Source organism: Acinetobacter sp. 40AMC3-4, assembly GCF_049898185.1.
In the GTDB taxonomy this organism is placed as follows: Bacteria; Pseudomonadota; Gammaproteobacteria; order Pseudomonadales; family Moraxellaceae; genus Acinetobacter.
Window position 1 is genome coordinate 126,151 of record NZ_JAFCXG010000005.1, and the last position, 24,140, is coordinate 150,290.

Below are 24,140 nucleotides of genomic sequence, written 5' to 3' on the forward strand. Positions count from 1 at the left end.
CGTATTTGCCTAGTCTTTTTTCAAAAGCTTTTGTAACGGCTTGGCCACCCAGTCCAGATTTTTGGCCGAGAATTTACCTTGATAATGCTGATAAATCTGTTCCAGGTCGTATTCATAATCACCGGTCAGATGGTATACGCCCAGGATATGAATGGTCTTGATATCATAATCAAAGGAAAACATCACAATCGGCAAATGGGCTGCCTTGGCAATATGATAAAAACCGCTGCGAATTTTATCCGGTGCCTTACGTGAACCTTCCGGTGCCATACCGACCCAGATCTGTTCTGATTTTTCAATGATGTCTACAATCTGTCGGGTATGTCCTTGTGGACTATCACGTACCACCGGAACCACACCAATCCATTCCAGAACCGATTTTAGCGGTGTACGAAACAGGCTGTCTTTACCAAAAATCGTAATCTGAATACCAAGACCAAGTAGGGCGTTAAAACCGAGCCAGGCATCAATATTGGAGGTGTGCGGTGAAATAATCGTGACTGCTTTAGGTAAGTCTGGAAATTCGCCTTCTAGACGCCAGCCTTGGGCCAAAAAAAGCTGCCTGAAAAAAGTCCGGCTTAGCTTGCTGCCGCGGGCTGGCACATGCTGCGGGAGTTGGGGGAAACGTATTTGGGCCATTGCTTTTGTCCCTTCCTGAAACTAATTTTTCTTTATTTTTTATTATATTAGACTGTTGTAAAATCCGGATCATTGGCAAAATGTATAGCATCTTAAATGCTGGTGATGCATTTTCACCTTAAGGACTTAGCCTAAATATGCGGAATACCTATATTTTACTGTTTTCCCTATATTGGGCACAGGGGCTTCCGGTCGGATTTATGACGCATGCCTTGCCGGTCATTCTGCGAGCTGAAGGGGTATCGCTGGCGCATATCGGAGGCTTTGGCCTGTTAATGCTGCCTTGGTCGATTAAAATATTCTGGGCACCTTGGGTCGATCGTTATGGGAAGAAATCCCAAGGTCATTACCGTAGCTGGATTATTCCCTTGCAATGGCTGTCAGTTGCTGTCTTGATTGGACTTTCTTTTCTACCCATTCAGGCTTTGAATCAGCCGCTGTATTTACTGCTGTTTTTTATCATACTTTTGTTGATGAATGGTATTGGTGCGACGCAGGATATTGCCACCGATGCATTGGCGGTTAACATTCTGAATCATGAGCAACAGCATTGGGGCAATACCTTTCAGGTCATCGGTTCACGATTGGGATTTATTGTCGGAGGTGGGGCAATATTATGGTTGCTGGATCTGCTGCAATGGCAAAGTACCTTTCTGTTGCTGGCTGCGCTGGTTTTTCTTAATACTTTACCCATTTTATTTTTTAGAGAACCTCAGCATTCAAAAATTATCACGCCAGCTGATAAAGGACCTGCATTCAGCAATATAAAAACCTATTTTCAATACTTCTGGTCGGATTCAACCTTGGCTGTCTGGTTACTGGTTTTATTGACCTTTAAAATCGCCGATGGTTTATCCGGGCCTTTATTAAAACCTTTAATGGTAGATCTCGGACTGAGCTTTAGCCAGATTGGCCTTTATATCACCATGCTGGGAGCCTTGGCTGCCTTGATTGGAGCAGGACTGGCGGGCTGGTGTCTGAAGTACTGGTCTCGCAGCTCGAGTTTGATCGTTTTCTCAATTCTAAAAATATTAAGCTTAATGGGCTACGCCTGGCTGGCTGCCCAGTATGAAGCTCAAAACAAAGTAGAAAATTGGATCATTTATCTGATCAATGCGGCCGAAGACATGGTCTCAGCCATGCTTTTGGTGGTCATGTTGACCTTGGTCATGCAATACAGCCGTAAGCATCTGGCAGGGACAGATTTTACCTTTCAGGTTGCTCTGATGGCCACGGTGAGTGGGGGACTTTATAGCCTGAGTGGCATTTTTGGAGATGCTTTAGGCTATCAAAATTATCTGAATCTGATCGTGATCGTGGCAATTTTCAGTCTAATTCCAATTTTCCGATGGATGAAAGTTGCAGAAAAAGTATAAAATTTCTAAATAATCAACTGTTTGGTTAAATGTTAGCCTAAAGTACTAAATAGAATATATAAATATTAATTTAATAATTTTGTAATATAAGCGCCGTGTGTATTATTTGTTACAAAATAAATTAAGGATTTTTTTGATGAAAACTAAGTTAGCGACAGCAATTGCATTCAGCCTTTTGGCGGGGACAACTTTTGCAGCACCAACTTTTTATGGTGAGATTGATGCCACAGTTGATTATTTACCTGAAGACAATGCTTCACCTGTGTCTGATCGCGATGTTATTGAACTGAATACTAATAATTCATTCTTGGGTTTAAAAGGTGAGGAGAAACTTACTGACCGTTTAAGTGGGCTTTATCAAGCTGAATTTACCTTCTATGTAGACAATGGTGGAAGTACAGATACATTTGTACCGCGTAATCTTTTAGTCGGTCTTAAAGATGAAAAGTTAGGTACAGTAAAACTAGGTAAAATCGATACGCCTGTAAAACAGCTTTCTTCAGTAGTTGATACTTTCAATAACTATGTTGCAAATAAAGCGGATATGGCAGGTATCTTTACCGGTGAAAACCGTATCGATAATGTTGTCGTCTATGAAGCTCCTGGCTTTGCAGTCGGTGAAGGTAAACTAAAAGCAACTGCACTATTAGCTACGGGTGAAGCTGGTGGTATTAGCTCGTCTAAAGGCGGTTCTAAAGTTGCAGGTCGTGGCTTGGGTGATGCATGGTCAGCATCTGTAGTATATGACAGCAAAGCAGTTGTTTTAGGTCTTGGTTACGATAAAGCAATTCCATCAAATTTTGCTGGTCGCGGTATTTTGAATGCATCTGCTCCAGAAGTAACAGGTGGAGCCGCAGGTAGTGTATTTGCTGCTGCAAATACGATCCGTGCGATTGGCCGAGTAAATTTAGATAATGGTTTAGCACTTAAGGCACTTTATCAAGTTTCAGAAGTCGAAGAGACAGCAAATGCTGACAATGACACTTCAGTAACTTGGCTTGAATCAATCAGAGCTATTGATGATCAACAAGCTTGGTTAATTGGAGCTGAATACAATTTGCCAACAGCAAAAGCATGGACAGTAAAAGGTCAATATAGTCAAAGCACAACTGAATTTACTACTGCCAAAGCTGATTATGAAGCTCAACAAATTCTAGTTGGTGCAGACTATGCATTCAGCAAGCAGGTGAAAGCATATGGTTATGCGGGCTACCTAATGTTAGAACAAGGTTCAAATGAAACGGATCAGCCAGTCGTAGGTACAGGTGTTGAATACAAATTCTAATTTAGATTTTGTACTCTAAGAAAAGGCGATGCTTTAGCATCGCTTTTTTTATGCTTAAAACAACAAAACTTAGCAATTTTATGTCTGATCTAACAAGTTTTGGACTGTTAACATGATTGAAAGTTTCAGCACTTCGTTTTAAAAATTATGCCTATTCAAGCTGTTTTATTTGACCTCGACAATACCTTGACCCATCGTGATCTGACGACACAAGCCTATAGCCGTTATCTGGCAGAATATTATGCGCCAGCATTGAAACAGGTCGAGTCTGACAAAATTATCGAGATTGTAAGGCGCATTGATAATGGCGGTTATCCGAAAAAGGAATTGTTGACACATGGCAGTATCGGGGCTTCGGCTGCTTATGCCTTATTGCAGGAGCTATCCTGGTTAAATCCTCCCAGCATAGATGAACTGGCCCAATTCTGGTTCAGCCAGTTTGGCCGTTTCGCCGTAGAAATGCCCGATGCCAAGCAGGTGCTAGAGCAGTTAAAATCCCAAGGCTATCAACTGGCAATTGTATCCAATGGCGGACATGACACCCGTTTAAATACGATTCGGGGTTTGGGTATTGAACCTTATTTTGATGAGATCATCAGTTCGGGACTAGTAGGCTTTAACAAACCACAGCCAGAAATATTCCAGATCACTGCAGAGCGTCTAGGTGTGCAGCCTGCACAGTGCCTGTATATTGGCGACCATCCAATTAATGATGTACAAGGAGCTACAGAGGCCGGAATGCATGCATTATGGATGCAAGGCTTTCATACAGATGCTGAACATATCCAATATAAAATTCAGCAACTGCCGGAAATTTTTGCGCATTTGCAGTTACTGAATCAGGCTTAAGTTATTCTTAAACAGTCAATCGTTTCGGCCCATTGCGAAGAATCACAGCGCGGACATTGCTGGTTGGCATGCGAAAGGGTTTGTACCTGTCCACAGTAAATGCAGGCATATAATTGCCCAGCCTTGACCTGTTGGACTATAGAACAGGTTTTAGGGAAAAGTGGCAGCCCAGGCCGAACCTCATCCGATTTGAAGAACAGGATACTGAACTTACCGTCAGTTTCCAGTAAACCGGTGCGTACCTGACCCAGATGCTCTACGCCTTGCTGGCGCATTTCGGCAAAGAATTCATCATGTGACATCTTACCTTTTTTAATTTCTTCAACGACCAGCACGCCATCTTCTACGATATAAATCGGTTTACCTTCCAGTAGGTCTTCAAACCACTGATATTTCATCATGAGCCAGGTGGTCAGGCGGTACATGATAATAATCACCGACATCACCAGAACTGCCTGAATCAGGGGAATATCTTCAGTAAACATCGGGTCGCCGGCAATCGAACCCAAGCTCAAAATGATAGCGACTTCGAAGATAGAAAGTTGACGTACCCCACGTTTTCCGGTCAGACGCAAAAACAGGATAATCATCGTGTACATCAGGGCACAACGCAGCAAAATTTCTGCGGTAAACTCCCAGGTGGTGTCATTTATAAATATGGTCGCCCAGTCCATTTAAATTCTTTATCCTCATTTTGCTCTTTGGCTCGAGTCTAGCAATATCAGTATTTTATTTGCTGCTGTGTTTATGTAAGTTTATGAATAAAGGTAGATTCTATTTAAAAAAGAAGCTTGAACTTAAAAATCTAGCTATTTGATCTATTGAAAATAAGATAGAGATTTCATGTAAATAATGCATAAAAAATCAGCAGATTAAATTTGAAGAAGATCACATTCTCTACTGTCTATTTTTAAATCTATAAAAGTATTATCCATTTGAAATTTATCAATATATATTCTGAATAATGTGTTTTGAATAATTAGGAGTGTTTAGAAATTTGTAAGCAAATCACTTCATCTTTATAAAAATCTGTAGTTTGTGGCCTGAAAAATAGAGTGATTACACTACTTTAATAAACTGTTTTTAAATTAGAAATTGTGATTTTGACTTCCAACAAGGGATGTATTGTGAAAAGAATATTCACGCTTTTAACGGTTATGGGTTTAAGTACAGCGGTCTGGGCAGATGCGGATTGGGATTATACTCAGCCTGAGCAATGGTCGACTTTGAGCCAGAAATATTCGGCCTGTAATGGTCTGAACCAGTCACCAATCAATATTGAACGAACAGTGAAAGCAGAACTGGAACCACTCAAGTTCAGCTATAACACCATGATTCATGCGATCGAAAATAAAGGTCATACCGTTCAGGTGGATTTTGCGCAAGGTGGTGAATTGCAGCTGGATGGCGATACCTTTGTACTGAAGCAGTTTCATTTGCACAGCCCGAGTGAAAACCTGATCAAGGGTAAAAGCTATCCACTGGAAATCCACTTTGTCCATGCCAATGCCAAAGGTGAGCTGGCTGTGGTGGGGATGATGTTTGAACAGGGACAGGAAAGTCAGATGCTCAAACGCATGTGGAGTCGCCTACCAAAAAAACAGGGTGAAAAAGTGGTTTTGAAAACGCCACAAGCGGTGAATCAGATGTTGCCTAAGAATCTGGATTATTATCGCTTTAGCGGCTCGCTGACCACACCTCCGTGTTCGGAAGGCGTACGCTGGCTGATTCTGAAAGATATTCAGCAGGCTTCTGCCAAGCAGATTTCGGAATTTACCAAACTGATGGGGCATCCAAATAACCGTCCGGTACAGTCCTTGAATGGCCGTGTAGTGCTGGAATAATCAATATGAGAGCGAAAAAGCAGACTTTGGTCTGCTTTTTTTAATTCTGATACAAATTTCGAAAGGGCACACTGAAAAGGACTTTGTGACGAAAGCTGAAAGATTTAATATGGATATTATTTCTTCTTTGACCTTCTCCTGCCATGCTCTTTGACTTAAAAACCATGATTCAGCCATTCACAGCGCTTTCGCCACAGCAGAAGAAGCTGGATCATCTGATTGATAAAATCGAGCAACAGAAACAGGAATTACACCAATGGCAACAGGCTGAAGAAGATCTGCAGCAATATACCCATAAAACCTTCATGCCAGTTTACCATGAATTGCATGGCGTACTGTTCAAGCAGCTGGAACAGCTCTGGAAGCACCTGCAGGAAACCACATTTTCCAAGGCAGAACTGGTGGTGCTGGATGAAAAGATTCAATACCTTGCAAATTATCTAAAAGACTCTCAGGCAATGTCGGTGCAACAAGCTCATAAAGTGAATGAAATCTTCACTTACTATCAGCAACGTGCCGAACATGCCCAATTCAGAAAAAGCCAAAAGAAAGTAAATGAACTGGAAACATTTTTTAAGAATGAGCATCCCTCAGATCTTGCAGATGTAGAAGTATTTGAAGAATGGGAATCAGATCATTTTCAGCAGGCACGTGAGCAGGCCAGATTAAAACGCCAGCAGGAAAAACAGGAACAGGCAGCAGCGATGGCAGAGCAGTCATTGAAAACCGTTTATTTAAAAATTGCTGCCATCATTCACCCTGACCGTGAAGTGAATGATGTCAAAAAAATCAAGAAAACTGAATTATTGCAACGTGCCAACGAGGCGTATGCAGAGCAGGACCTGTTTACGTTACTAAGAATGCAACTACAAATTGAACAAGATCAGGATGTTTCACAAAAAGGTTTAAGTGCAGAGCAACTCAAGTTTTATCAACTCGCTTTGGATGCACAGAGTCAGAAATTACAAGATCAGATCGATGTATTGATACATAGATTAGTCTGGTCACAAAAAACCAGAATTGCAGTAAAAAAGGCGAAAGGCAAAGTTCAGATTGCTGACCTGTATAAGCAAATCGATGAAGATACTTCAGCCATCAAACAGCAGATTAAAGTAGAAAAAGAACGCCTGATGTATATCAAAAAGGTAAGTGGCTTGGAGATGTTTTTAAGGCATGGGATGCTTTAATCTCTTATTCGTATAATAACTCTAGATGTAATAATGAAAATTCCCTCTCCTGTTAGGAGATGAGCATCCTCAGAATATATTCTGAGTGCGCAAGGGTGAGAGCTATTTTAAGATTCACCTCTCCCAGAGGGAGAGGGAGTCGTAACTGATTAGATGCCATCAATTAATTTAATAATGAACGTTCCCTCTCCTTTTAGGAGAGGGCTAGGGAGAGGTTATAAAATTTGATAATCTAAAGAAAATAATAAAAACATAAGCCTATGAATAAAAAATTCGATCCCCAACTATTACAATTTGCCAAATCCATGCGCCACACCACCACCGATGCTGAAAACTTGATGTGGCAACTGCTTCGTGCCAAACGTTTTATGAATCTGAAATTCCGTCGTCAGCACGTGATTGCACCATACATTTTGGATTTTTACTGTCATGAAATTGGTTTAGTCATTGAGCTGGATGGCGGTCAGCATGGAACAGATGATGCGATTGAATACGATGTTGAACGAACCAAGTTTTTAGAGGCTGTGGGTTTAACTGTTGTACGGTATTGGAATCATGATGTTTTAGGAAGGACGGATGTGATTTTAGAGCATTTATGGCAAGTATGTACTGAATTAAAGCAGACCTCTCCCTAACCCTCTCCTAAAAGGAGAGGGAATATTCATTACTAAATTCATGCAGGCATTAAATCCAATGACACTCCCTCTCCCTCGGGGAGAGGGCTGGGGTGAGGGTAATTGATCTTTTACTATATATAGTGTTTTTAATTATTAAATTATCTATATATAGTGTTTTTAATTTGACATTACATTTAATGGATTTATATGATTAAAACTTAGAATAAAAAGGTATAAATATGTCGATATTGAGTTGGGATGATTTTGAGGATGGTAGTAATAGTAGTTCCTCGTTGCCCAGTAGAAATAGTAAGTTAAAACTCGCATTAGATATATTAGCAGGTGTTTTATCACGTCTAGGTAATACTGAGCGTGAAAGAACTATATTTGCCCATTTCCAAAAGATGTATCACAATCTATTATCAAAAATAGGCATTCTCGTTGATTTAGATACTTTCCTTTATCACTATATCAATAGAGAAGTTTCTAAATTTTTTTCAAAATCCTTAAAGGGTAATGAATCGGTAAGTTTACAAACATTCTTTAAAATTATTCTATTAGTAGCTTTACCAATTATTTTTATAACCACTCGTAATTTTTCAATTCAAAAAAATCTTTCTATCTCTGCTTGAGTAACTCCTATGACCAAACTGTATTTATTTACACGTTTGGGGCATATCATTAAAAAACTCAGACGTGTAGTCCAAAATTCTATTTAGAAGGTAAAGAATTTATGGCTAGACGTAAAAAGTCAAAAGCTAAAAAAAGAACTAAGGTTGTTAAATCTCAGCCAATTATCATTATTAATGAGCAACCAGAAAGTTTGCGATATTGGCAGCAGGTGTTAGTAATATTAATAGTTCCGCTATTTAATTGGATAAAAGAAATTATCCAAACATATTGGAATTAAAAAAATCCCCTCACTAAGAGGGGATTTTTTTGAATCAAACTACAGCCTTAAAGCGCTGCAATTTGCTCCATATTCGCTTTAATCTTCGCTAACTGATCAGCAAACTCAGCAAGTTTCACTTTCTCACCTTCAACCACAGCTGCAGGTGCTTTTGCCACAAAACCTTCGTTAGAGAGCTTAGTTGCAATTTGGTCATGTTGCTTTTGAACCTTGTCTAAGTCTTTTTGAAGACGACCCAATTCCGCTTTCGGGTCAATTAAACCCTTCATTGGAACGTATACAGACACGTGACCAACGACAGATGAAGAAGACAATGGTGGTTGTTCGCCATCAGCAAGGAAAGTAATGCTTTCAACTTTTGCCAATGCTTTGAACAATGCTTCAATACGTGTGATCTGTGCTTTTTCAGCTTCAGTCGTATTTTGCAAAAGAACAGGCAACAAACGAGCATTACCTAGACCCATCTCACCACGGATGTTACGTACCGCACCAATCAAACCTTGCAGCCATTGCATGTCTGCTTCAGCCTGGTCATTCATCAATGCTTGCTCAGCAACAGGGTACGGCGCCAACATAATAGTTTCGCCAGTGATGCCAAGTTTCGGCGCAAGTGTTTGCCAGATTTCTTCAGTCAAGTACGGCATTAACGGATGAGCTAAACGTAAAGACGCTTCCATTACCGAAAGAAGAACACGACGTACTTCAGCTTTACGCTCTTCAGACACATTTTCATCGTTCAGAACCGGTTTGGTTAACTCAACATACCAGTCACAGTATTCATTCCAGATGAATTCATAAATCGCTTGCGCAGCTAGGTCTAAACGGTAGGTTGCAAATGCTGTTTGCACCGCTTGTTCCGCTTTTTGCAGACGGCTTACGATCCATTGTTCAGGCAACTCCCAAAGGTCTTGACGTGCTTCTGAACCAATCGTTTGACCTTCGACATTCATCATCACGAAACGCGTTGCGTTCCAGATTTTGTTGGCAAAGTTACGGTAGCCTTCAACACGTTTCATGTCGAACTTGATGTCACGACCAGTATTGGCAAGCGCACAGAAGGTGAAACGAACTGCATCGGTACCGTAAGACTGAATTCCTTCAGGGAATTCTTTACGGGTTGATTTTTCAATCTTCGCTGCCTGTTTCGGGTTCATCAAACCTGTGGTACGTTTTTGTACTAAAGTTTCAAGATCCACACCATCAATCAAGTCTAATGGGTCAAGCACGTTACCCTTCGATTTAGACATCTTCTGACCTTCGCCATCACGTACCAGACCGTGAACGTACACAGTCTTGAACGGCACTTGAGGCGTACCATCTTCATTCTTCATGAAGTGCATGGTCAGCATGATCATGCGGGCAACCCAGAAGAAGATGATGTCAAAACCGGTTACCAGTACCTCTGTCGGGTGGAAGGTATTCAGGAAGTAGTTTTCTTTGTCTTTTGCTTCGTCGCCAGTCCAACCTAAGGTTGAGAATGTCCAGAGACCTGAAGAGAACCATGTATCCAGTACGTCTTCGTCTTGGTTCAATTGAACATCGGCAGGAATATTGTTTTTCGCCCGAACTTCAGCTTCGTCACGACCAACATAAACACTGCCTTCCGCATCGTACCAAGCAGGGATACGGTGACCCCACCATAATTGACGCGAGATACACCAGTCTTGGATGTTGTTCATCCACGCCATGTACATGTTGCTGTACTGCTCAGGTACGAACTTGATACGACCGTCTTGAACCGCTTCAATGGCAGGTTTCGCAAGAGGCGCGATTTTTACATACCATTGGTCTGTTAATAACGGCTCAACGATCACGCCTGAACGGTCACCGCGAGGGGGTTTCAATGTATAAGGTTGGATTTGGTCTAACCAGCCTTCAGCTTCTGCTTGTTCAACCAGTTTTTTACGTGCTTCAAAACGTTCTAAACCAATGTAGTCCGCAGGTGCAGGGATGGTTTTAGAAATTTGTTCGCCCGCTTTCGCGATGTATTCAAACTCAGCAAGAACTTCAGCATTTTTGTTGAAGATGTTGATGATTGGCAATTCGCAACGTTTACCTACTTCATAGTCATTGAAGTCATGCGCAGGGGTGATTTTCACACAGCCTGTACCGAATTCTTTATCGACATATTCGTCTTTAACGATTGGAACCGCACGACCAGTGATTGGCAGGATGATGTTTTTACCCACCAGATCCGTATAACGTTCATCATCAAGTGCAACGGCAACAGCTGTATCACCAAGTAGTGTTTCAGGACGTGTTGTAGCTACTACGATGTGATCTTTACCATCATGCGTGCGCAATGATTTGTCTTCAAAGAAGTATTTGAAGTGCCAGAGTGAACCTGCTTCTTCTTTATCAGACTCAACTTCCAGGTCAGAAAGGGCAGTTTGCAGTTTTGGATCCCAGTTCACCAGACGTTTGCCGCGGTAGATCAGGCCTTCTTCGTGAAGTTTTACAAACACTTCTTTTACTGCGTTTGATAAACCATCATCCATCGTGAAGCGTTCACGTGACCAGTCAACCGAAGAACCTAAGCGACGGATTTGACGGGTAATGTTACCGCCAGACTGTTCTTTCCATTCCCAGACTTTTTCGATGAACTTTTCACGACCCAGGTCATGACGGCTAACCCCTTGTGCACCCAGCTGACGCTCAACCACCATTTGCGTTGCAATACCTGCGTGGTCAGTACCCGGTTGCCAAAGCGTATTTTTACCAGACATACGGTTGAAACGCGTCAAGGCATCCATGATGGCATTGTTGAAACCATGACCCATGTGCAGGCTACCAGTGACGTTTGGTGGCGGAATCATGATACAGAAAGATTCGCCTTTTTCAGACGGCTTAAAGTAACCACGCTCTTCCCAAGTTTGGTACCATTTTTTCTCGATCTCGGTCGGATCGTAGGTTGTCGCGATATTTTGCGCTGAGTCAGTCATAGTCTAAACAGATCAAAAGTGAATGAAAAATTGCATCTATTGTAGCAAAAAAAATAGTGCGTGCGGCAGCTTAACCAAATGCAAACTTTAGCCAATTGGCATGTATAGCAACTCATCGTATGATAGAACGATAAAAAAACGCGACTCATCGCAGCATATCAAAAAGGATAATAAGATGAGCTATAGCATTTCCCTGAAGCTTCAACCCGAAACCCATCAGCGCTTTAAAGATCTTCATTCCAGATTAAATGCCGGCGAGCGAGACAGTCTTGCCAGACCCTTAGGTGAAAATCTGGCCGATATGGCCTGTGAAATTATTGACCAGATTTTTGGTCAGGTGGTGCAGCTGGCCAATTCACCGGACAGTGATTCCGAAAAAGTGATTCAGCAGATTATGCATAACACCCGTAAATATATGCCGTGGTCGGTTTCGTTGTTTGGCAATGAGCGGCTGATGCCTATGGTGAACTATTTGCATCGCATGACCTATGAGTATCAAGGTGATGCTTTTGTCCGTTATCCGGTAGAAAAATTGCTGGTGATGGAACTGCTCGGCTGTATTGACCAGATGAAAAATGGTAATCACCAATATGTATCACCCGCTTTAAAAGCCTTTACTCAGGTGGTCGATCAAGGGGTGACGCATTTAATCCGTGAACCGAAAAAAATGTTGAAATTTAATGTCGTGGTCGATAAAACCTTGAATGGGGTGATTCATTTAACCACCCAGTTAGGCTATAAACGTTTTGACAAGCTCGGTAGCATCTATGATGCCGATACCATGAGTTATTATTTTGAGCATTTGCTGGTATTTCTGGAAGATGAAATGCCGTACCATATTCATTAAAACAAGGGAAACAGGATTTCATGGCGAAAGTTGAAGACTTAAATGGAAAAGTGGTCTGGATTACCGGCGCATCTTCAGGGATTGGCAAGGCGATTGCCCAGCAATGTGCTGCACTTGGGGCACAGGTGGTACTGACTGCACGCCGAGAGGAAGAACTGGAAAATGTTCGCCAAAGTCTCACCAATCCGGATCAGCATATTTCAGTTATTGCCGATATCACAGATGAAAGCCAGGTTCGTCATGCCTATGAACAGGTTTTGCAACAAAAAGGCCGGATTGACTGGCTGATTAATAATGCAGGACTCAGTCAACGTGCCCTGATTCAGCACACCACCATGCAGACTGAACGCGCTATTATGGAAGTCGATTATTTCTCGCAGGTATTTCTCACCAAAATGGTATTGCCGACCTTTCTGGCACAAAAATCAGGTCGTATCGTGTTTATTTCCAGTGTGGCAGGTTTGCTTGGCACCCAGTATCGCGCCTCCTATTCAGCAGCCAAAGCAGCGATTCATATGTGGGCCAATAGTTTACGTGCTGAAGTTGCTGATCAGGGCGTTCAGGTCTCAGTGATATTCCCGGGCTTTGTTCAAACCAATGTGTCGTTTAATGCTTTAAATGGGGAAGGCAAGCCACAAGCCAAGCAGGATGAAGCGATTGAAAATGGTCTGTCGGCAGAAGATTTTGCCCGTCAAACAGTACAAGCCTTGCAGTGCGGCGAAGAATATATCGTGATTGGCGGAAAGAAAGAAAAACTTGGTGTGCTAGTTTCACGTATTTCCCCCAAGGTGCTGTACAAAATGATTCGCAAGACCAAGGTGAAATAAGAGATTTAAAGTTTTATCAAATTCAGGCAATTTTCTCTTGAGCGAATTGAACCTGATTACGGCCCATCTGTTTGGCCTGATACATGGCATGATCAGCCGCTAAAGTGGCTTCTTTAATCTGATTAGGATGATTGAAGAAGCTGACTCCGATACTGATAGTCAGGTAAATATGCTGCTGTTCATGATGTAATGGGGTTTCTTCAAGCTGTAACCGGATCCGTTCAGCAATTTTAAAGGCGGCATCTTTTTGAATGTCATGCAAGACGAGCAGAAACTCTTCACCACCAATACGTGACACTTGGTCTTTGTCCCGAATATTGGCTTTAAATATCTGACTGATATGTTGTAAAACCAGATCACCGACCTGATGTCCATAACGATCATTAACGGCTTTGAAATGATCTAGATCTGCCATCAAAACTGCATGCTGTAAGGCGGGATTGGGATCTATTTTTTGAATATAGGCTTCAAAGCCACGACGGTTTAATAATCCGGTCAGCGGGTCGTGATGGCGCTCCCGTTGCAACTTTCGCACCAGATCCAAAATTGCACAGCCAATGAATAAACCTAAAAAGATCAGATCAATCAGCAGCAGGAGCAGCTGCGTAAATGCCCATGCCGGTTCGTAATGGGCGACAAATCCCTGATCCTCAAGTAAAACAGAGAATAGCAAGGCACGACCCATGATGATGAACGCGGTCGCGAGGGTAAAAATTTTCAGGTAACTGTCGATACGTAAGCGTGTACTCGTCCGAATAAAGGCAATCGGGCGGTGCAAATAAATTGCCGCAGTAATGCTACCAATAATCAGCAAACGGGCAGTCTGGTCAGCAGTCACTTGGGTAAAGTAGTAAATGCCAAACGCACCCAAGGCAATCAGGTAAATATAGTTTGGCCATACATAGTCGATTTTTAAACGCTCATAAATGGCTTTGCTGTGAAAGGTACAGGACAAGAAGTAAAGAGCAGCAATGAAACTGGAGATTTCAACTAAAACTGCTGCAGATAAAACGGTATTGAGTAATATCGTTACGCCAATCAGAATCAGTGCATAAGCATAAGATCTTAAATAATTAGGTAAGCCTTTATAATAGGAAATACTCAGCGTGATGATCCCCAGGCTCGACATGATGCTGGGCACGAGTAGACTGTAAAAATTCAAATCCGGGATCAGCGTGTTAGATTATAATGTGAGCAGGTGGGTGAATAATATCATTTATTGCGATGAAAAATATAAATAAAATGGATAATCAAACTAATCGAAATGACCTGTTGAACCGCTCGATATTTTATAAAAACTCAAAAAAATAATATCAAAATGCCCCTTACTCCTGATGATCATTGAGCTGAAAAGGCATTTGTTTTAGTCCAAATCGATGGACGTATTTATAAAATGCTACCAATTTGGACTTGTAGTTTTATCCTGAAAATTTAAGGTGGAAACAGGATGAAAATATAAAGGATCTATCTGAATGAAAACCCCGGTGCCCGATTATCTCCAGCATGTATTAACGGTCTGTCATGATAATGATCAGGGCGCTTTGGCTGACTATATCCCTGAACTGGCAGCGGTAGATCCAAACAAGTTCGCTTTGGCGCTGACCACGGTGGATGGCACGATTTATTCCACGGGAGATGATGAAACCGAATTTACCATGCAGTCGATGTCCAAGCCTTTTGCCTATGCCTTGGCATTGCAGCATTTGGGAATTCCAGCAGTACTGGAAAAGGTCGGCGTTGAACCTTCAGGAGAGGCTTTTAATCAGATTTCGCTAGATAAAGAAACCAATCTTCCTAAAAATCCAATGATTAACTCGGGTGCGATTACCACGCATTCTTTGATTCCGGTACAAAAAGGCATTTCACGTGCGGAATGCTAACGCCGTTTTTTAAGTGAGCTGGCAGGACGTCAACTGGAATTCGACAAGCAGGTGTATAAGTCGGAAGTCAAAACTGCATTCCGGAACCTGTCGATTGGCTATATGCTGCGTACTGTAGGTGTGCTTGATTCGGATCCTGTGGAAATCGTCAATGGATATATCAAGCAATGTGCGATTAAGGTGACGGTCAAAGATCTGGCAAATATCTGTAGTGTGCTCGCTAATGGTGGTGTTCAGGCCAAAACTGGCAAACAGTTGTTAGAGCGTGATGTAGTGCGCCAAGTGCTCAGCGTGATGATGACCTGTGGCATGTATGATGCGGCGGGTGACTGGCTGACTACGGTGGGCATTCCTGCCAAAAGTGGTGTGTCGGGTGGAATTATCGGGGTATTGCCTGGGCAGGTGGGAATTGTGGTTTTTTCTCCTAAAATTGATGAGCATGGGCATAGTGTACGTGGGGTAGATATTTTTGAGCGTTTGTCGCGTGACATGGGCTTGCATCTGATGGAAGGGACGCCATCGGCACAGACCATTTTGCAAAGTCGTTATACAGCAGGTAAGAACAATGACATTATCGTGTATGAGCTGCGCGGTGTATTGCAATTTACCGAATCGGAAATGTTGCTGCGGATCTTGCAGGATGAGCCAGACGCTAAAACACGTATAGTCATAGACCTGACTAATTTAACTTTGATTCATGATGTAGGTGGACGCATGTTATTTGAAGGCGTCAAACGTTTACAAGCGAATGGACACAAAGTGGTGGTCATTGACTCAGAAGGCGTATTGGGTGAGGAACAGGTGAAAGGCAATAAGCGGGTAGTGGTGACAGAAGAGTTAGAGCGCTATTTAGAGAAGTTTAGTTAAGCCATACTTATAGAGATGAGTATGCCTTTCATTATTTGTGCTTTTAAACTTGCTCAGTAAAGGAAATGAAAGATAAAAAAGCCCCAAACAGTGTCGAGGCTCTTTTTAAATATTGCAAAGCTTATTTAATATGCTCGGCAATGTCCGTAAAGATCACGCCTAAGCCGTGTGCGCCTGCGTCCGGATAGCTTAAGCTACGATCACCGACTGTACCAGCACGGCCCATACGCGCCACGATCTCTTTGGTGGATTCTGCACCTTTTACTGCGGCCTCTGCACCTAAGACAAAGTTTTCTTTAAACCTCTTGTCGGTATTGGCTGACCAAGAGTCTGCGCAAGGAACCAAAGCATCAATCAGGGTTTTGTCACCGACCACAGCACCACGACCAAATGAACGCTCACCTGTCACTTGAATACCTTTCACTGCTGCTTGCAGCATCTCGGCAAAATCTGCCACGCTTAGGATTTGTTTACCTTGAATGGCTTTGCTGGCTGAACGGAAAGCAGAACCCCAAATTGGCCCTGACGCACCGCCACAATGTTCCATAATAATCATGGAACTATTCAGCAGGAATTCATCCATGTGCTGCGCTTGAATCAGGCTTTGCCATTCGCGTTTCAGTTGTTTAAAGCCTTTGGCGACGCTCATACCAAAATCGCCGTCACCTGCATGGGCATCCAGCTCGCAGAATGGCACTTCGTTTTTGATGATGCAGGCCGCCATCACATCGACCACATAACGCATGTTTTCAATCGTGAATTGCTCGTTCTGAATTTCAGCATGTTCTGCTTGGGTTTCAACTTCGGTATTGGCGGTTTGTTTTGCTGCTGCATCTTGTGCTGCAAATTCAAATGGTAGTGCAGGTGAGCCATCAAGCTTTAAGGCAGGGGTATTGGCTTCCGCATCCAGATAGGTTTTCAGTTCATCATCCACAGCAAGTAATGAGACCGATGCACCATTCATGTCGATACTGGTCATGTAGTTGCCAACAAATGTACGGTAAATCTTGATGCCTTTACGTGCCAGATGTTCGCATACATCATTGTTAAATACATACAGTTCTTGCATTGGTGTTGAACCAAAGCCATTCACCAACAACGCAACTTCTTGCATGTCAGGACGGTCAAGAAATAAGTCATCGACCATACGTTGTGCCATTTCTTTCGATGGCAGGATTTTTTCACGACGAATGCCGGGTTCACCGTGGATGCCGACGCCGTATTCCATTTCATCATTCGCCAAGGTGAAGGTGGGTGTGCCTTTGGCAGGAACGGTACAAGAGGTAAAGGCAAAACCAAGGCTAATCACGTTATCTGCTGTTTTTTGAGCCAGCTCTTTCACGCGAGCAAGTTCATAACCTTTAGAGGCAGCAGCACCGGCAATTTTATGCACGAAGATGGTACCAGCAACACCACGACGACCAACCGTATAGAGGCTGTCTTTAACGGCAATATCATCCGCCACTTTTACATAATCGACTTTAATGCCATCTTCCTGAGCAAGTGCTGCACCATTCTGGAAATTCATCATATCGCCAGAATAGTTTTTGATGATCATCAAAACGCCTTTGTCTGTTGCCACATGTTGCAGGGCTTTGTAGACCTGAATTTGAGAAGGTGATGCAAACACGTCACCACATACAGCCGCGTCTAACATGCCTGTACCGATAAAGCCCGCATGTGCAGGTTCGTGACCACTACCACCGCCACTAATCAGTGCCACGTTATTGTGTTTTTGTTTACGTGAAATGATTTTATGCGATTCGGTAAATGTCAGTTCAGGGTGAGCAAGGACAAAGCCTTTGCACATTTCGACAACCAGATTTTCAGGGTTGTTGATGAGTTTTTTCATTGTTGCACCAATGGGTTAAATGGGAGAGGTAAATTTTTGTTAAGTATGCGGAATTGTGGCGGGTTTGTCTGACTAAAATATGTAAAAACGGGTGGGTTGGGGGAAGAATGGACAGTAGACTAACTTTGATCTATAAAATCTATATAAATGAATCTCCCTAAATCCCTCTTTGAGAAAGAGGGACTTCACGCGAATTTGATGATGGTTTTTGGATTCGTGTTGTTCCTCCCTTTGCAAAAGGGAGGTTAGGAGGGATTTATGAAAACAAATTAGTAGAATAAAAAATGAAACCCTACAATAAAAAATTAAAACAAGCTTCGCGGGATTTACGCAACAACATGACGGATGCTGAAAAGCTGTTATGGTCACGGCTGCGGAACAAGCAAATTTTAGGTTTGCAGTTTTATCGGCAAAAGCCAATTTTGAATTACATCGTAGATTTTTACTGTCCTGCTGCCAATTTTGTTATTGAGTGCGATGGCAGTCAGCACTTTACAAATGAAGGCTTAGAAGCGGATCGAGTCCGAGATGAAGCTTTGGCACATTTGAGTCTACGTGTTTTGAGATTTGATAATGGGCAGGTGATGGGGCAGTTGGATGATGTGGTGGAAGTGATTTATCAACGTTGTGTGAATGAGCTTTCAAACGAATCCCCCTAAATCCCCCTTTTGCAAAGGGGGACTTCCCTCGAATTTTATAGCAGTTATTGATTCATGTTGTCCCTCTCTCTTTAAAAGGCGGGGAGGGAGTGTTAAGAAATCAAAGTGATTTTAGTTTATAGTATGCTAATTTTTAATAAGAATATTTGGATTTATAAATGTTGATTTGTAAAAGTTGTATTGACAAAAAGTTACCACCTTATACATACAATAAAGAAAATTTTGAAATTCAGTTTTGTACAGAGTGTCAAAGCGAAACTGAGCATTTGGATTATGAAATCTTTAAAAATAAATTATTTCAGGTTATATCTACTAATTATAAATTTTTGAGGGATTTGCCAGATAGAGCAGGTTGGTTTTATGAAGCACATGATGAGGAGGGTGTGAGCAATTTTTATAATTTAATTGAATGGTTGGAGTTAAATGAGGAACTAACAGAAAAATTAGCTGAAGATGCAGATGATATATTTGGTGATGAGTTATTAGTACTTTATGATGATTCTTTAGAGGAATATGATGGTTGTCATAAAGAGCGTGAGTGGGAAAAAATCCAGAAAAGTTTTAAACATGAATTTAGGTTTTTTAATCCAAGACTAAAGGAATTCTTGGATCATACTTTTGAATACTTGCTAGATAATAATAAAATCCAACATTCACTTTTAAGCATTATTACACCGAATACCATTTTATATCGTGGAAGAAGTTTCGATAGTAGTAATGCATTATTGAAAGAAATTAATGAAAATAATCTGACATTTGAATTTGAAAAAGCAAATGAAGATATTGCAAAAAATATTCGAGATAAATTTGGATTAGTACCGTCATTCTTGGCTAGTGATCAAAGAATGACACCTTTTGGAATTTCAGCTCTTTATTTGTCTACAGATAAAATGGCATGTGTAGCTGAAATTAGAGCTTTGGTTGGGCAATATGTTGGTATTGCTCAATTTTCTAATAGAGTAGAACTACAATTATTAAATCTGAATAAATTAGCAAAGGGATTATATCCTCATCATTTAGATGAAAATTATTTGGAAAAATTGGATATCTATATTTTTTTTAAAAAATTAATAGCAAGTGTGTCTAAACCAAAGCTTGAAAGTGGAAAATTTGATTATTTAATAAGCCAATACTTTTTTGAATATCTAAGAGTTAAATTTGGTACTCAGATTCATGGAATTTATTTAAAGTCAGTACAATTACCTACTGCTGATAATATTATTCTATTTCCTGAAGTTACTAGTGAAGGAATCGATAGTTCTTTTTCAACAGGAAACAATAGAATTTATTTCTCATGGAATACAAATGCAATATATGGTCTAAGTATTTCACAAGTCAAATCAATAGTAATTACAACTGAAATTGAATATATATCTCATCCAAGAATGAGAGAATCAACAGACTGGATTTAAGCCCTCTCAACCTCCCTTTAAAAAGGGAGGAGCTTTCACGTAATCAGTTTGATCCGTGAAATCCCCCTCTTTTTCAAAGAGGGGGTAGGGGAGATTAAAAGATTACAAACAAAAAATCCCCTCAATTGAGGGGATTTTTTATATTCGATACGAATGGACTCTTTCCCCTTTGAAAAAGGGGGGCGAGGGGGATTACACCACAGAATCATCCAAATTCGGTGCCAACCAACGTTTCGCTTCATCCAACATCCAACCTTTACGCTTCGCATAATCTTCCAACTGATCGCCAGAGATTTTACCCACGTTAAAGTATTCAGTTTCAGGGTTTGCATAATAGAAACCGCTGACTGATGAAGGTGGCCACATTGCAAAACTTGTCGTTAAGTACGTACCAATTTTGTCGGTCGTACCTAACCAGTCAAACAATGGCGCTTTTTCCGAATGCTCAGGACAAGCAGGGTAGCCCGGTGCAGGACGAATACCGACATACTTCTCTTTGATCAAATCATCATTTGATAAAACTTCATCTGCTTGGTAGCCCCAGAACTCTTTACGAATACGCTCGTGTAAGTGCTCTGCAAATGCTTCGGCAAAACGGTCACCCAAGGCCTGAACCATAATTGCGTTATAGTCATCGCCTTTGGCTTTGTATTCTTGAGATAATTCTTCCGCACCAAAGATCGACACGGCAAAGCCACCCAAGTAATCCTGAGCTACATCTTTTGGCGCAATAAAGTCAGCCAGAGAGTAGTTTGCTTTGCCAGTGACTTTGTCAGATTGCTGACGTAAGTGCTCGAAGTTGTGTGTCACCTTACCTGATTCATCAGCAACCGCAACTGTATCTGCGGCTACACGGTTTGCAGGGTAAATGCTGAACGTTGCACGCGCATCAAAGCGTTTATTCTCGATGATGTCTTTCAGCATTGCTTGAGCTTGTTCATACAAGTCACGTGCAGCTTCACCCACCACTTCATCTTCAAGGATTTTCGGGAATTTACCTGCCAGGCTCCATGAAATAAAGAACGGCGTCCAGTCAAAATATTCCACCAAAGTTTCAAGCGGATAATTTGTGAAAGTTTCAGATCCGATGAAGTTTGGTTTAACCGGTGCATTCTTGTCGAAGTCGATCTTGAAGCCGTTTTCAACTGACTCTTGATAAGACAATTTCGCCGCTTTCGGTTGCTTGTTAGCAAGACGGGTACGAATTTTTTCATAATCCGCGGCATAGTCTGCTGCCAGTTTTGGTTTCATCTCGGCAGAAAGTAATTGCGTTGTAACACCCACCGCACGAGAAGCATCAGCCGTGTAGTACACGCCATCATTATGATATTGCGGTGAGATTTTCACTGCGGTATGTGCTTTAGAAGTCGTCGCACCACCAATCATTAATGGAATGTTAAAGCCTTTTCGCTGCATTTCTTTGGCAACAAACACCATTTCATCTAATGACGGCGTGATTAGACCAGACAAACCGATGATATCAACTTTTTCATCAATCGCAGTTTGCAGAATCTTCTCGCATGGCACCATCACGCCCAGATCCACGATGTCATAACCATTACAGCCTAATACCACACCCACGATATTTTTGCCGATATCGTGTACGTCGCCTTTCACCGTAGCCAGCAGGATTTTACCTTTTGCTTCGGCTTGAGTTTTCTCGGCTTCAATGAACGGGTTCAACCACGCCACAGCCTGTTTCATCACGCGTGCAGATTTCACTACTTGCGGTAAGAACATTTTACCGGCACCGAACAGATCTCCGACCACGTTCATACCCGCCATCAAAGGACCTTCGATCACATCGAGTGGGCGTGTAGAGTTTAAACGTGCTTCTTCAGTATCTTGATCAATATAAGTGGTGATGCCTTTTACCAATGCATATTCTAGACGTTTTTCAACAGACTCATTACGCCACTCAAGATTTTCTTCGGCTTTTTGCGTACCACTTTGACCACGGTATTTTTCCGCAACAGCAAGCAGTTTTTCGGTCGCTTCCTGACCACTTTCACCCTGGTTCTGGTTTAGAACAACATCTTCAACGGCTTCTTTCAACTCTTTATCGATGTCATCGTAAATTGCCATCTGACCGGCATTTACAATCCCCATGGTCATGCCTTGCTGAATGGCATGATACAGGAATACCGAGTGAATTGCTTCACGTACCGGTTCGTTACCACGGAATGAGAACGATACGTTCGATACACCACCAGAAATCATCGCATTTGGCAGGTTCTGTTTAATCCAGCCAGTCGCTTCAATAAAGTCCACACCATAGTTGTTGTGTTCTTCAATACCGGTCGCAATCGCAAAGACGTTCGGGTCAAAGATAATATCTTCAGACGGGAAGCCCACTTCATTGACTAAAACGTCATAAGAACGCTTACAGATTTCTTTTTTGCGCGCAGCAGTATCGGCCTGACCATCTTCATCAAATGCCATTACGATGACCGCTGCACCATATTGACGACAGAGGCGGGCACGTTCGACAAATTCGTCATGACCTTCTTTTAAGGAAATTGAGTTCACCACGGCTTTACCTTGCACGCATTTCAGGCCCGCTTCGATAATCTCCCATTTAGAAGAATCCAGCATGATGGGTACGCGTGAAATATCCGGCTCAGAAGCAATCAGATTCAGGAAATGCACCATCGCACCTTGCGAATCGAGCATGCCTTCATCCATGTTGATGTCGATGATCTGTGCACCAGCTTCAACCTGTTGACGGGCAACATCAAGCGCTTCGGCGAAGTTTTCTTCACGAATCAGACGCAGGAATTTTTTCGAACCGGTGACGTTGGTACGTTCACCGACGTTCACGAACAGTGAATCTTTGGTGATGTTAAATGGCTCTAAACCGCTTAAACGACAAGCCGGTTCAATTTCAGGAATTTGACGAGGGGTAATGCCTGCAACAGCATTTGCAATCGCACGGATATGATCCGGCGTAGTGCCACAGCAACCACCGGTAATATTAATTAAGCCACTTTCAGCAAATTCTTTAATGAAGGCCGCAGTTTCTTCCGGCGTTTCATCATAACCACCGAAGGCATTTGGCAAGCCAGCGTTTGGATGCGCTGAAACAAAGGTATCGGCAACGTCAGACACGGTTTTCACGTGTGGACGCATCGCATCTGCACCTAGGGCACAGTTAAAGCCGATAGATAACGGCTCTGCATGACGCATGGAGTTCCAGAAGGCTTCAGCGGTTTGACCGGTTAAAGTACGACCTGATGCATCAGTAATCGTACCTGAAATCATGATTGGCAGTTCATAGCCTAATTCTTTAAAGACTTCTTTTACTGCAAAGATGGCAGCTTTGGCATTTAAAGTATCGAACACAGTTTCGATCAGGATGATGTCTGCACCACCTTCGATCAAGGCCTTGGTCGATTCAATATAGTCAACTTTGAGTGCATCAAAAGTGATGTTACGGAACGCCGGATCATTCACGTTTGGAGAAATAGAAGTGGTACGCGATGTCGGACCAATCACACCGGCTACAAAGCGTGGTTTTTCAGGCGTTGAATATTTGGCACAGGCTTCTTTGGCCAGACGCGCAGCTTCACGGTTAATTTCAGGAACCAGATCTTCCATGTGGTAATCCGACATTGAAACGCGGGTACCGTTAAAGGTGTTGGTTTCAATAATGTCGGCGCCAGCTTCTAAGTAAGCTTCATGAATACCTTGGATGATCTGTGGCTGAGTCAGTACCAGCAAATCATTATTGCCTTTGAGATCATAGGCCCAGTCAGCAAAACGCTCACCACGATAATCGGCTTCTTCCAGTTTATGGCGCTGGATCATGGTACCCATCGCACCATCGATAATTAAAATTCTTTTGGCAAGAAGTTCTTTTAAAGTGGTAAGTGTAGACATTCAAACTTTCTCAGCAGAAATCAAAAAAAACGACGCTAATCTTAGCAGATTAGTTGGCTGATTTCTGCTGAGATTGCTCAGAATGATGGATAAGCATGATATGAAAATTTGATAAGTCATCTAGAAAAACAACAAGTTTTAACATCCGGATCAGAAAATATTGCAATCTCACATCTGATTCGATGCCTTTCAGGCAGTAAACAAAATCAAAAAATTAAGCTGATGCTTTCATTCATGAAATTGTCATATTGATGGCTTATGCTGTGCA

At 42.0% G+C, this 24,140-nt stretch carries 18 protein-coding genes and 1 pseudogene; 13 read left to right on the forward strand and 6 right to left on the reverse strand.

Annotation, left to right across the window (positions count from 1 at the left end; all coding sequences use genetic code 11):
* Positions 1–9: 9 nt before the first annotated feature.
* Complete coding sequence (locus tag ACP7BU_RS08120) at positions 10–639, reverse strand: 1-acyl-sn-glycerol-3-phosphate acyltransferase (protein ID WP_425879664.1); 630 nt, start codon at positions 637–639, stop codon at positions 10–12.
* A gap of 137 nt (positions 640–776) precedes the next feature.
* Between ACP7BU_RS08120 and ACP7BU_RS08125 the strand changes: the two genes are divergently transcribed.
* From ACP7BU_RS08125 to ACP7BU_RS08135, 3 genes are all read left to right on the forward strand, one after another.
* Complete coding sequence (locus ACP7BU_RS08125) at positions 777–2,015, forward strand: MFS transporter (protein ID WP_425879666.1); 1,239 nt, start codon at positions 777–779, stop codon at positions 2,013–2,015.
* 136 nt (positions 2,016–2,151) lie between these two features.
* Positions 2,152–3,300, forward strand: a complete 1,149-nt coding sequence (locus tag ACP7BU_RS08130; protein ID WP_312584714.1) for a porin — start codon at positions 2,152–2,154, stop codon at positions 3,298–3,300.
* Between the two features lie 147 nt (positions 3,301–3,447).
* On the forward strand, positions 3,448–4,149 hold the full coding sequence (locus ACP7BU_RS08135; RefSeq protein ID WP_425879669.1) for an HAD family hydrolase: 702 nt from the start codon (positions 3,448–3,450) through the stop codon (positions 4,147–4,149).
* On the opposite strand, the gene ACP7BU_RS08140 is transcribed toward ACP7BU_RS08135, so the two are convergent.
* Positions 4,146–4,823 (reverse strand): DUF421 domain-containing protein, encoded by a 678-nt coding sequence (locus ACP7BU_RS08140; protein WP_004279384.1) that lies wholly within the window; start codon positions 4,821–4,823, stop codon positions 4,146–4,148. The genes ACP7BU_RS08135 and ACP7BU_RS08140 overlap by 4 nt on opposite strands.
* A gap of 483 nt (positions 4,824–5,306) precedes the next feature.
* On the opposite strand from ACP7BU_RS08140, the gene ACP7BU_RS08145 reads away from it, so the two are divergent.
* The 5 genes from ACP7BU_RS08145 to ACP7BU_RS08165 all read left to right on the forward strand — a co-directional run bounded on the left by ACP7BU_RS08145 (position 5,307) and on the right by ACP7BU_RS08165 (position 8,707).
* Positions 5,307–5,993, forward strand: a complete 687-nt coding sequence (locus ACP7BU_RS08145; RefSeq protein ID WP_425879784.1) for a carbonic anhydrase — start codon at positions 5,307–5,309, stop codon at positions 5,991–5,993.
* A 143-nt stretch (positions 5,994–6,136) separates the two neighbouring features.
* A complete protein-coding gene (locus ACP7BU_RS08150) occupies positions 6,137–7,180 on the forward strand; it encodes a hypothetical protein (protein WP_004646241.1) in 1,044 nt (347 codons plus the stop codon).
* A 260-nt stretch (positions 7,181–7,440) separates the two neighbouring features.
* Positions 7,441–7,815 carry an endonuclease domain-containing protein gene (locus ACP7BU_RS08155; protein ID WP_425879672.1) on the forward strand — a complete coding sequence of 125 codons (375 nt, stop codon included), beginning with the start codon at positions 7,441–7,443 and terminating at the stop codon, positions 7,813–7,815.
* A 221-nt stretch (positions 7,816–8,036) separates the two neighbouring features.
* Positions 8,037–8,429 carry a hypothetical protein gene (locus ACP7BU_RS08160; protein WP_425879674.1) on the forward strand — a complete coding sequence of 131 codons (393 nt, stop codon included), beginning with the start codon at positions 8,037–8,039 and terminating at the stop codon, positions 8,427–8,429.
* Between the two features lie 101 nt (positions 8,430–8,530).
* On the forward strand, positions 8,531–8,707 hold the full coding sequence (locus ACP7BU_RS08165) for a hypothetical protein (RefSeq protein ID WP_155237102.1): 177 nt from the start codon (positions 8,531–8,533) through the stop codon (positions 8,705–8,707).
* A 47-nt stretch (positions 8,708–8,754) separates the two neighbouring features.
* Here the strand turns inward: ACP7BU_RS08165 and ACP7BU_RS08170 are convergent, their stop codons facing one another.
* Positions 8,755–11,649, reverse strand: coding sequence for a valine--tRNA ligase (locus tag ACP7BU_RS08170; RefSeq protein WP_425879677.1), 2,895 nt, complete (start codon positions 11,647–11,649; stop codon positions 8,755–8,757).
* 175 nt (positions 11,650–11,824) lie between these two features.
* Here ACP7BU_RS08170 and ACP7BU_RS08175 point away from each other — a divergent pair, with 175 nt between their 5' ends.
* Both ACP7BU_RS08175 and ACP7BU_RS08180 read left to right on the forward strand, forming a co-directional pair.
* Complete coding sequence (locus tag ACP7BU_RS08175) at positions 11,825–12,496, forward strand: hypothetical protein (RefSeq protein ID WP_425879679.1); 672 nt, start codon at positions 11,825–11,827, stop codon at positions 12,494–12,496.
* Positions 12,497–12,516: 20 nt separating this feature from the next.
* Positions 12,517–13,323, forward strand: coding sequence for an SDR family oxidoreductase (locus tag ACP7BU_RS08180; RefSeq protein WP_425879681.1), 807 nt, complete (start codon positions 12,517–12,519; stop codon positions 13,321–13,323).
* Between the two features lie 22 nt (positions 13,324–13,345).
* Here ACP7BU_RS08180 and ACP7BU_RS08185 read toward each other — a convergent pair whose 3' ends face one another.
* Positions 13,346–14,452 carry a GGDEF domain-containing protein gene (locus ACP7BU_RS08185; protein ID WP_195726078.1) on the reverse strand — a complete coding sequence of 369 codons (1,107 nt, stop codon included), beginning with the start codon at positions 14,450–14,452 and terminating at the stop codon, positions 13,346–13,348.
* A gap of 343 nt (positions 14,453–14,795) precedes the next feature.
* On the opposite strand from ACP7BU_RS08185, the pseudogene ACP7BU_RS08190 reads away from it, so the two are divergent.
* Positions 14,796–16,070 (forward strand): annotated as a pseudogene (locus ACP7BU_RS08190) (glutaminase).
* Between the two features lie 121 nt (positions 16,071–16,191).
* On the opposite strand, the gene dhaK reads toward ACP7BU_RS08190, so the two are convergent.
* Entirely contained in the window at positions 16,192–17,922 is a 1,731-nt protein-coding gene (gene dhaK, locus ACP7BU_RS08195) for a dihydroxyacetone kinase subunit DhaK (RefSeq protein WP_425879683.1), read from the reverse strand.
* A gap of 284 nt (positions 17,923–18,206) precedes the next feature.
* On the opposite strand from dhaK, the gene ACP7BU_RS08200 reads away from it, so the two are divergent.
* Complete coding sequence (locus ACP7BU_RS08200) at positions 18,207–18,581, forward strand: endonuclease domain-containing protein (RefSeq protein WP_425879685.1); 375 nt, start codon at positions 18,207–18,209, stop codon at positions 18,579–18,581.
* Between the two features lie 158 nt (positions 18,582–18,739).
* Positions 18,740–19,993 carry an RES domain-containing protein gene (locus tag ACP7BU_RS08205; RefSeq protein ID WP_370981897.1) on the forward strand — a complete coding sequence of 418 codons (1,254 nt, stop codon included), beginning with the start codon at positions 18,740–18,742 and terminating at the stop codon, positions 19,991–19,993.
* Between the two features lie 192 nt (positions 19,994–20,185).
* Here the strand turns inward: ACP7BU_RS08205 and metH are convergent, their stop codons facing one another.
* On the reverse strand, positions 20,186–23,872 hold the full coding sequence (gene metH / locus ACP7BU_RS08210) for a methionine synthase (RefSeq protein ID WP_425879688.1): 3,687 nt from the start codon (positions 23,870–23,872) through the stop codon (positions 20,186–20,188).
* Between the last annotated feature and the right edge of the window lie 268 nt (positions 23,873–24,140).

What these genes read in the sequence shown, in the direction of transcription:
- metH (WP_425879688.1), bottom strand. Translation starts at nt 23,872, where the DNA reads ATGTCTACACTTACCACTTTAAAAGAACTTCTTGCCAAAAGAATTTTA.
- ACP7BU_RS08165 (WP_155237102.1), top strand. Translation starts at nt 8,531, where the DNA reads ATGGCTAGACGTAAAAAGTCAAAAGCTAAAAAAAGAACTAAGGTTGTT.
- ACP7BU_RS08150 (WP_004646241.1), top strand. Translation starts at nt 6,137, where the DNA reads ATGCTCTTTGACTTAAAAACCATGATTCAGCCATTCACAGCGCTTTCG.
- ACP7BU_RS08155 (WP_425879672.1), top strand. Translation starts at nt 7,441, where the DNA reads ATGAATAAAAAATTCGATCCCCAACTATTACAATTTGCCAAATCCATG.
- ACP7BU_RS08205 (WP_370981897.1), top strand. Translation starts at nt 18,740, where the DNA reads ATGTTGATTTGTAAAAGTTGTATTGACAAAAAGTTACCACCTTATACA.
- ACP7BU_RS08130 (WP_312584714.1), top strand. Translation starts at nt 2,152, where the DNA reads ATGAAAACTAAGTTAGCGACAGCAATTGCATTCAGCCTTTTGGCGGGG.
- ACP7BU_RS08170 (WP_425879677.1), bottom strand. Translation starts at nt 11,649, where the DNA reads ATGACTGACTCAGCGCAAAATATCGCGACAACCTACGATCCGACCGAG.
- ACP7BU_RS08140 (WP_004279384.1), bottom strand. Translation starts at nt 4,823, where the DNA reads ATGGACTGGGCGACCATATTTATAAATGACACCACCTGGGAGTTTACC.
- ACP7BU_RS08125 (WP_425879666.1), top strand. Translation starts at nt 777, where the DNA reads ATGCGGAATACCTATATTTTACTGTTTTCCCTATATTGGGCACAGGGG.
- ACP7BU_RS08135 (WP_425879669.1), top strand. Translation starts at nt 3,448, where the DNA reads ATGCCTATTCAAGCTGTTTTATTTGACCTCGACAATACCTTGACCCAT.
- ACP7BU_RS08160 (WP_425879674.1), top strand. Translation starts at nt 8,037, where the DNA reads ATGTCGATATTGAGTTGGGATGATTTTGAGGATGGTAGTAATAGTAGT.
- ACP7BU_RS08120 (WP_425879664.1), bottom strand. Translation starts at nt 639, where the DNA reads ATGGCCCAAATACGTTTCCCCCAACTCCCGCAGCATGTGCCAGCCCGC.
- ACP7BU_RS08180 (WP_425879681.1), top strand. Translation starts at nt 12,517, where the DNA reads ATGGCGAAAGTTGAAGACTTAAATGGAAAAGTGGTCTGGATTACCGGC.
- ACP7BU_RS08175 (WP_425879679.1), top strand. Translation starts at nt 11,825, where the DNA reads ATGAGCTATAGCATTTCCCTGAAGCTTCAACCCGAAACCCATCAGCGC.
- ACP7BU_RS08200 (WP_425879685.1), top strand. Translation starts at nt 18,207, where the DNA reads ATGAAACCCTACAATAAAAAATTAAAACAAGCTTCGCGGGATTTACGC.
- ACP7BU_RS08145 (WP_425879784.1), top strand. Translation starts at nt 5,307, where the DNA reads ATGGGTTTAAGTACAGCGGTCTGGGCAGATGCGGATTGGGATTATACT.
- dhaK (WP_425879683.1), bottom strand. Translation starts at nt 17,922, where the DNA reads ATGAAAAAACTCATCAACAACCCTGAAAATCTGGTTGTCGAAATGTGC.
- ACP7BU_RS08185 (WP_195726078.1), bottom strand. Translation starts at nt 14,452, where the DNA reads ATGTCGAGCCTGGGGATCATCACGCTGAGTATTTCCTATTATAAAGGC.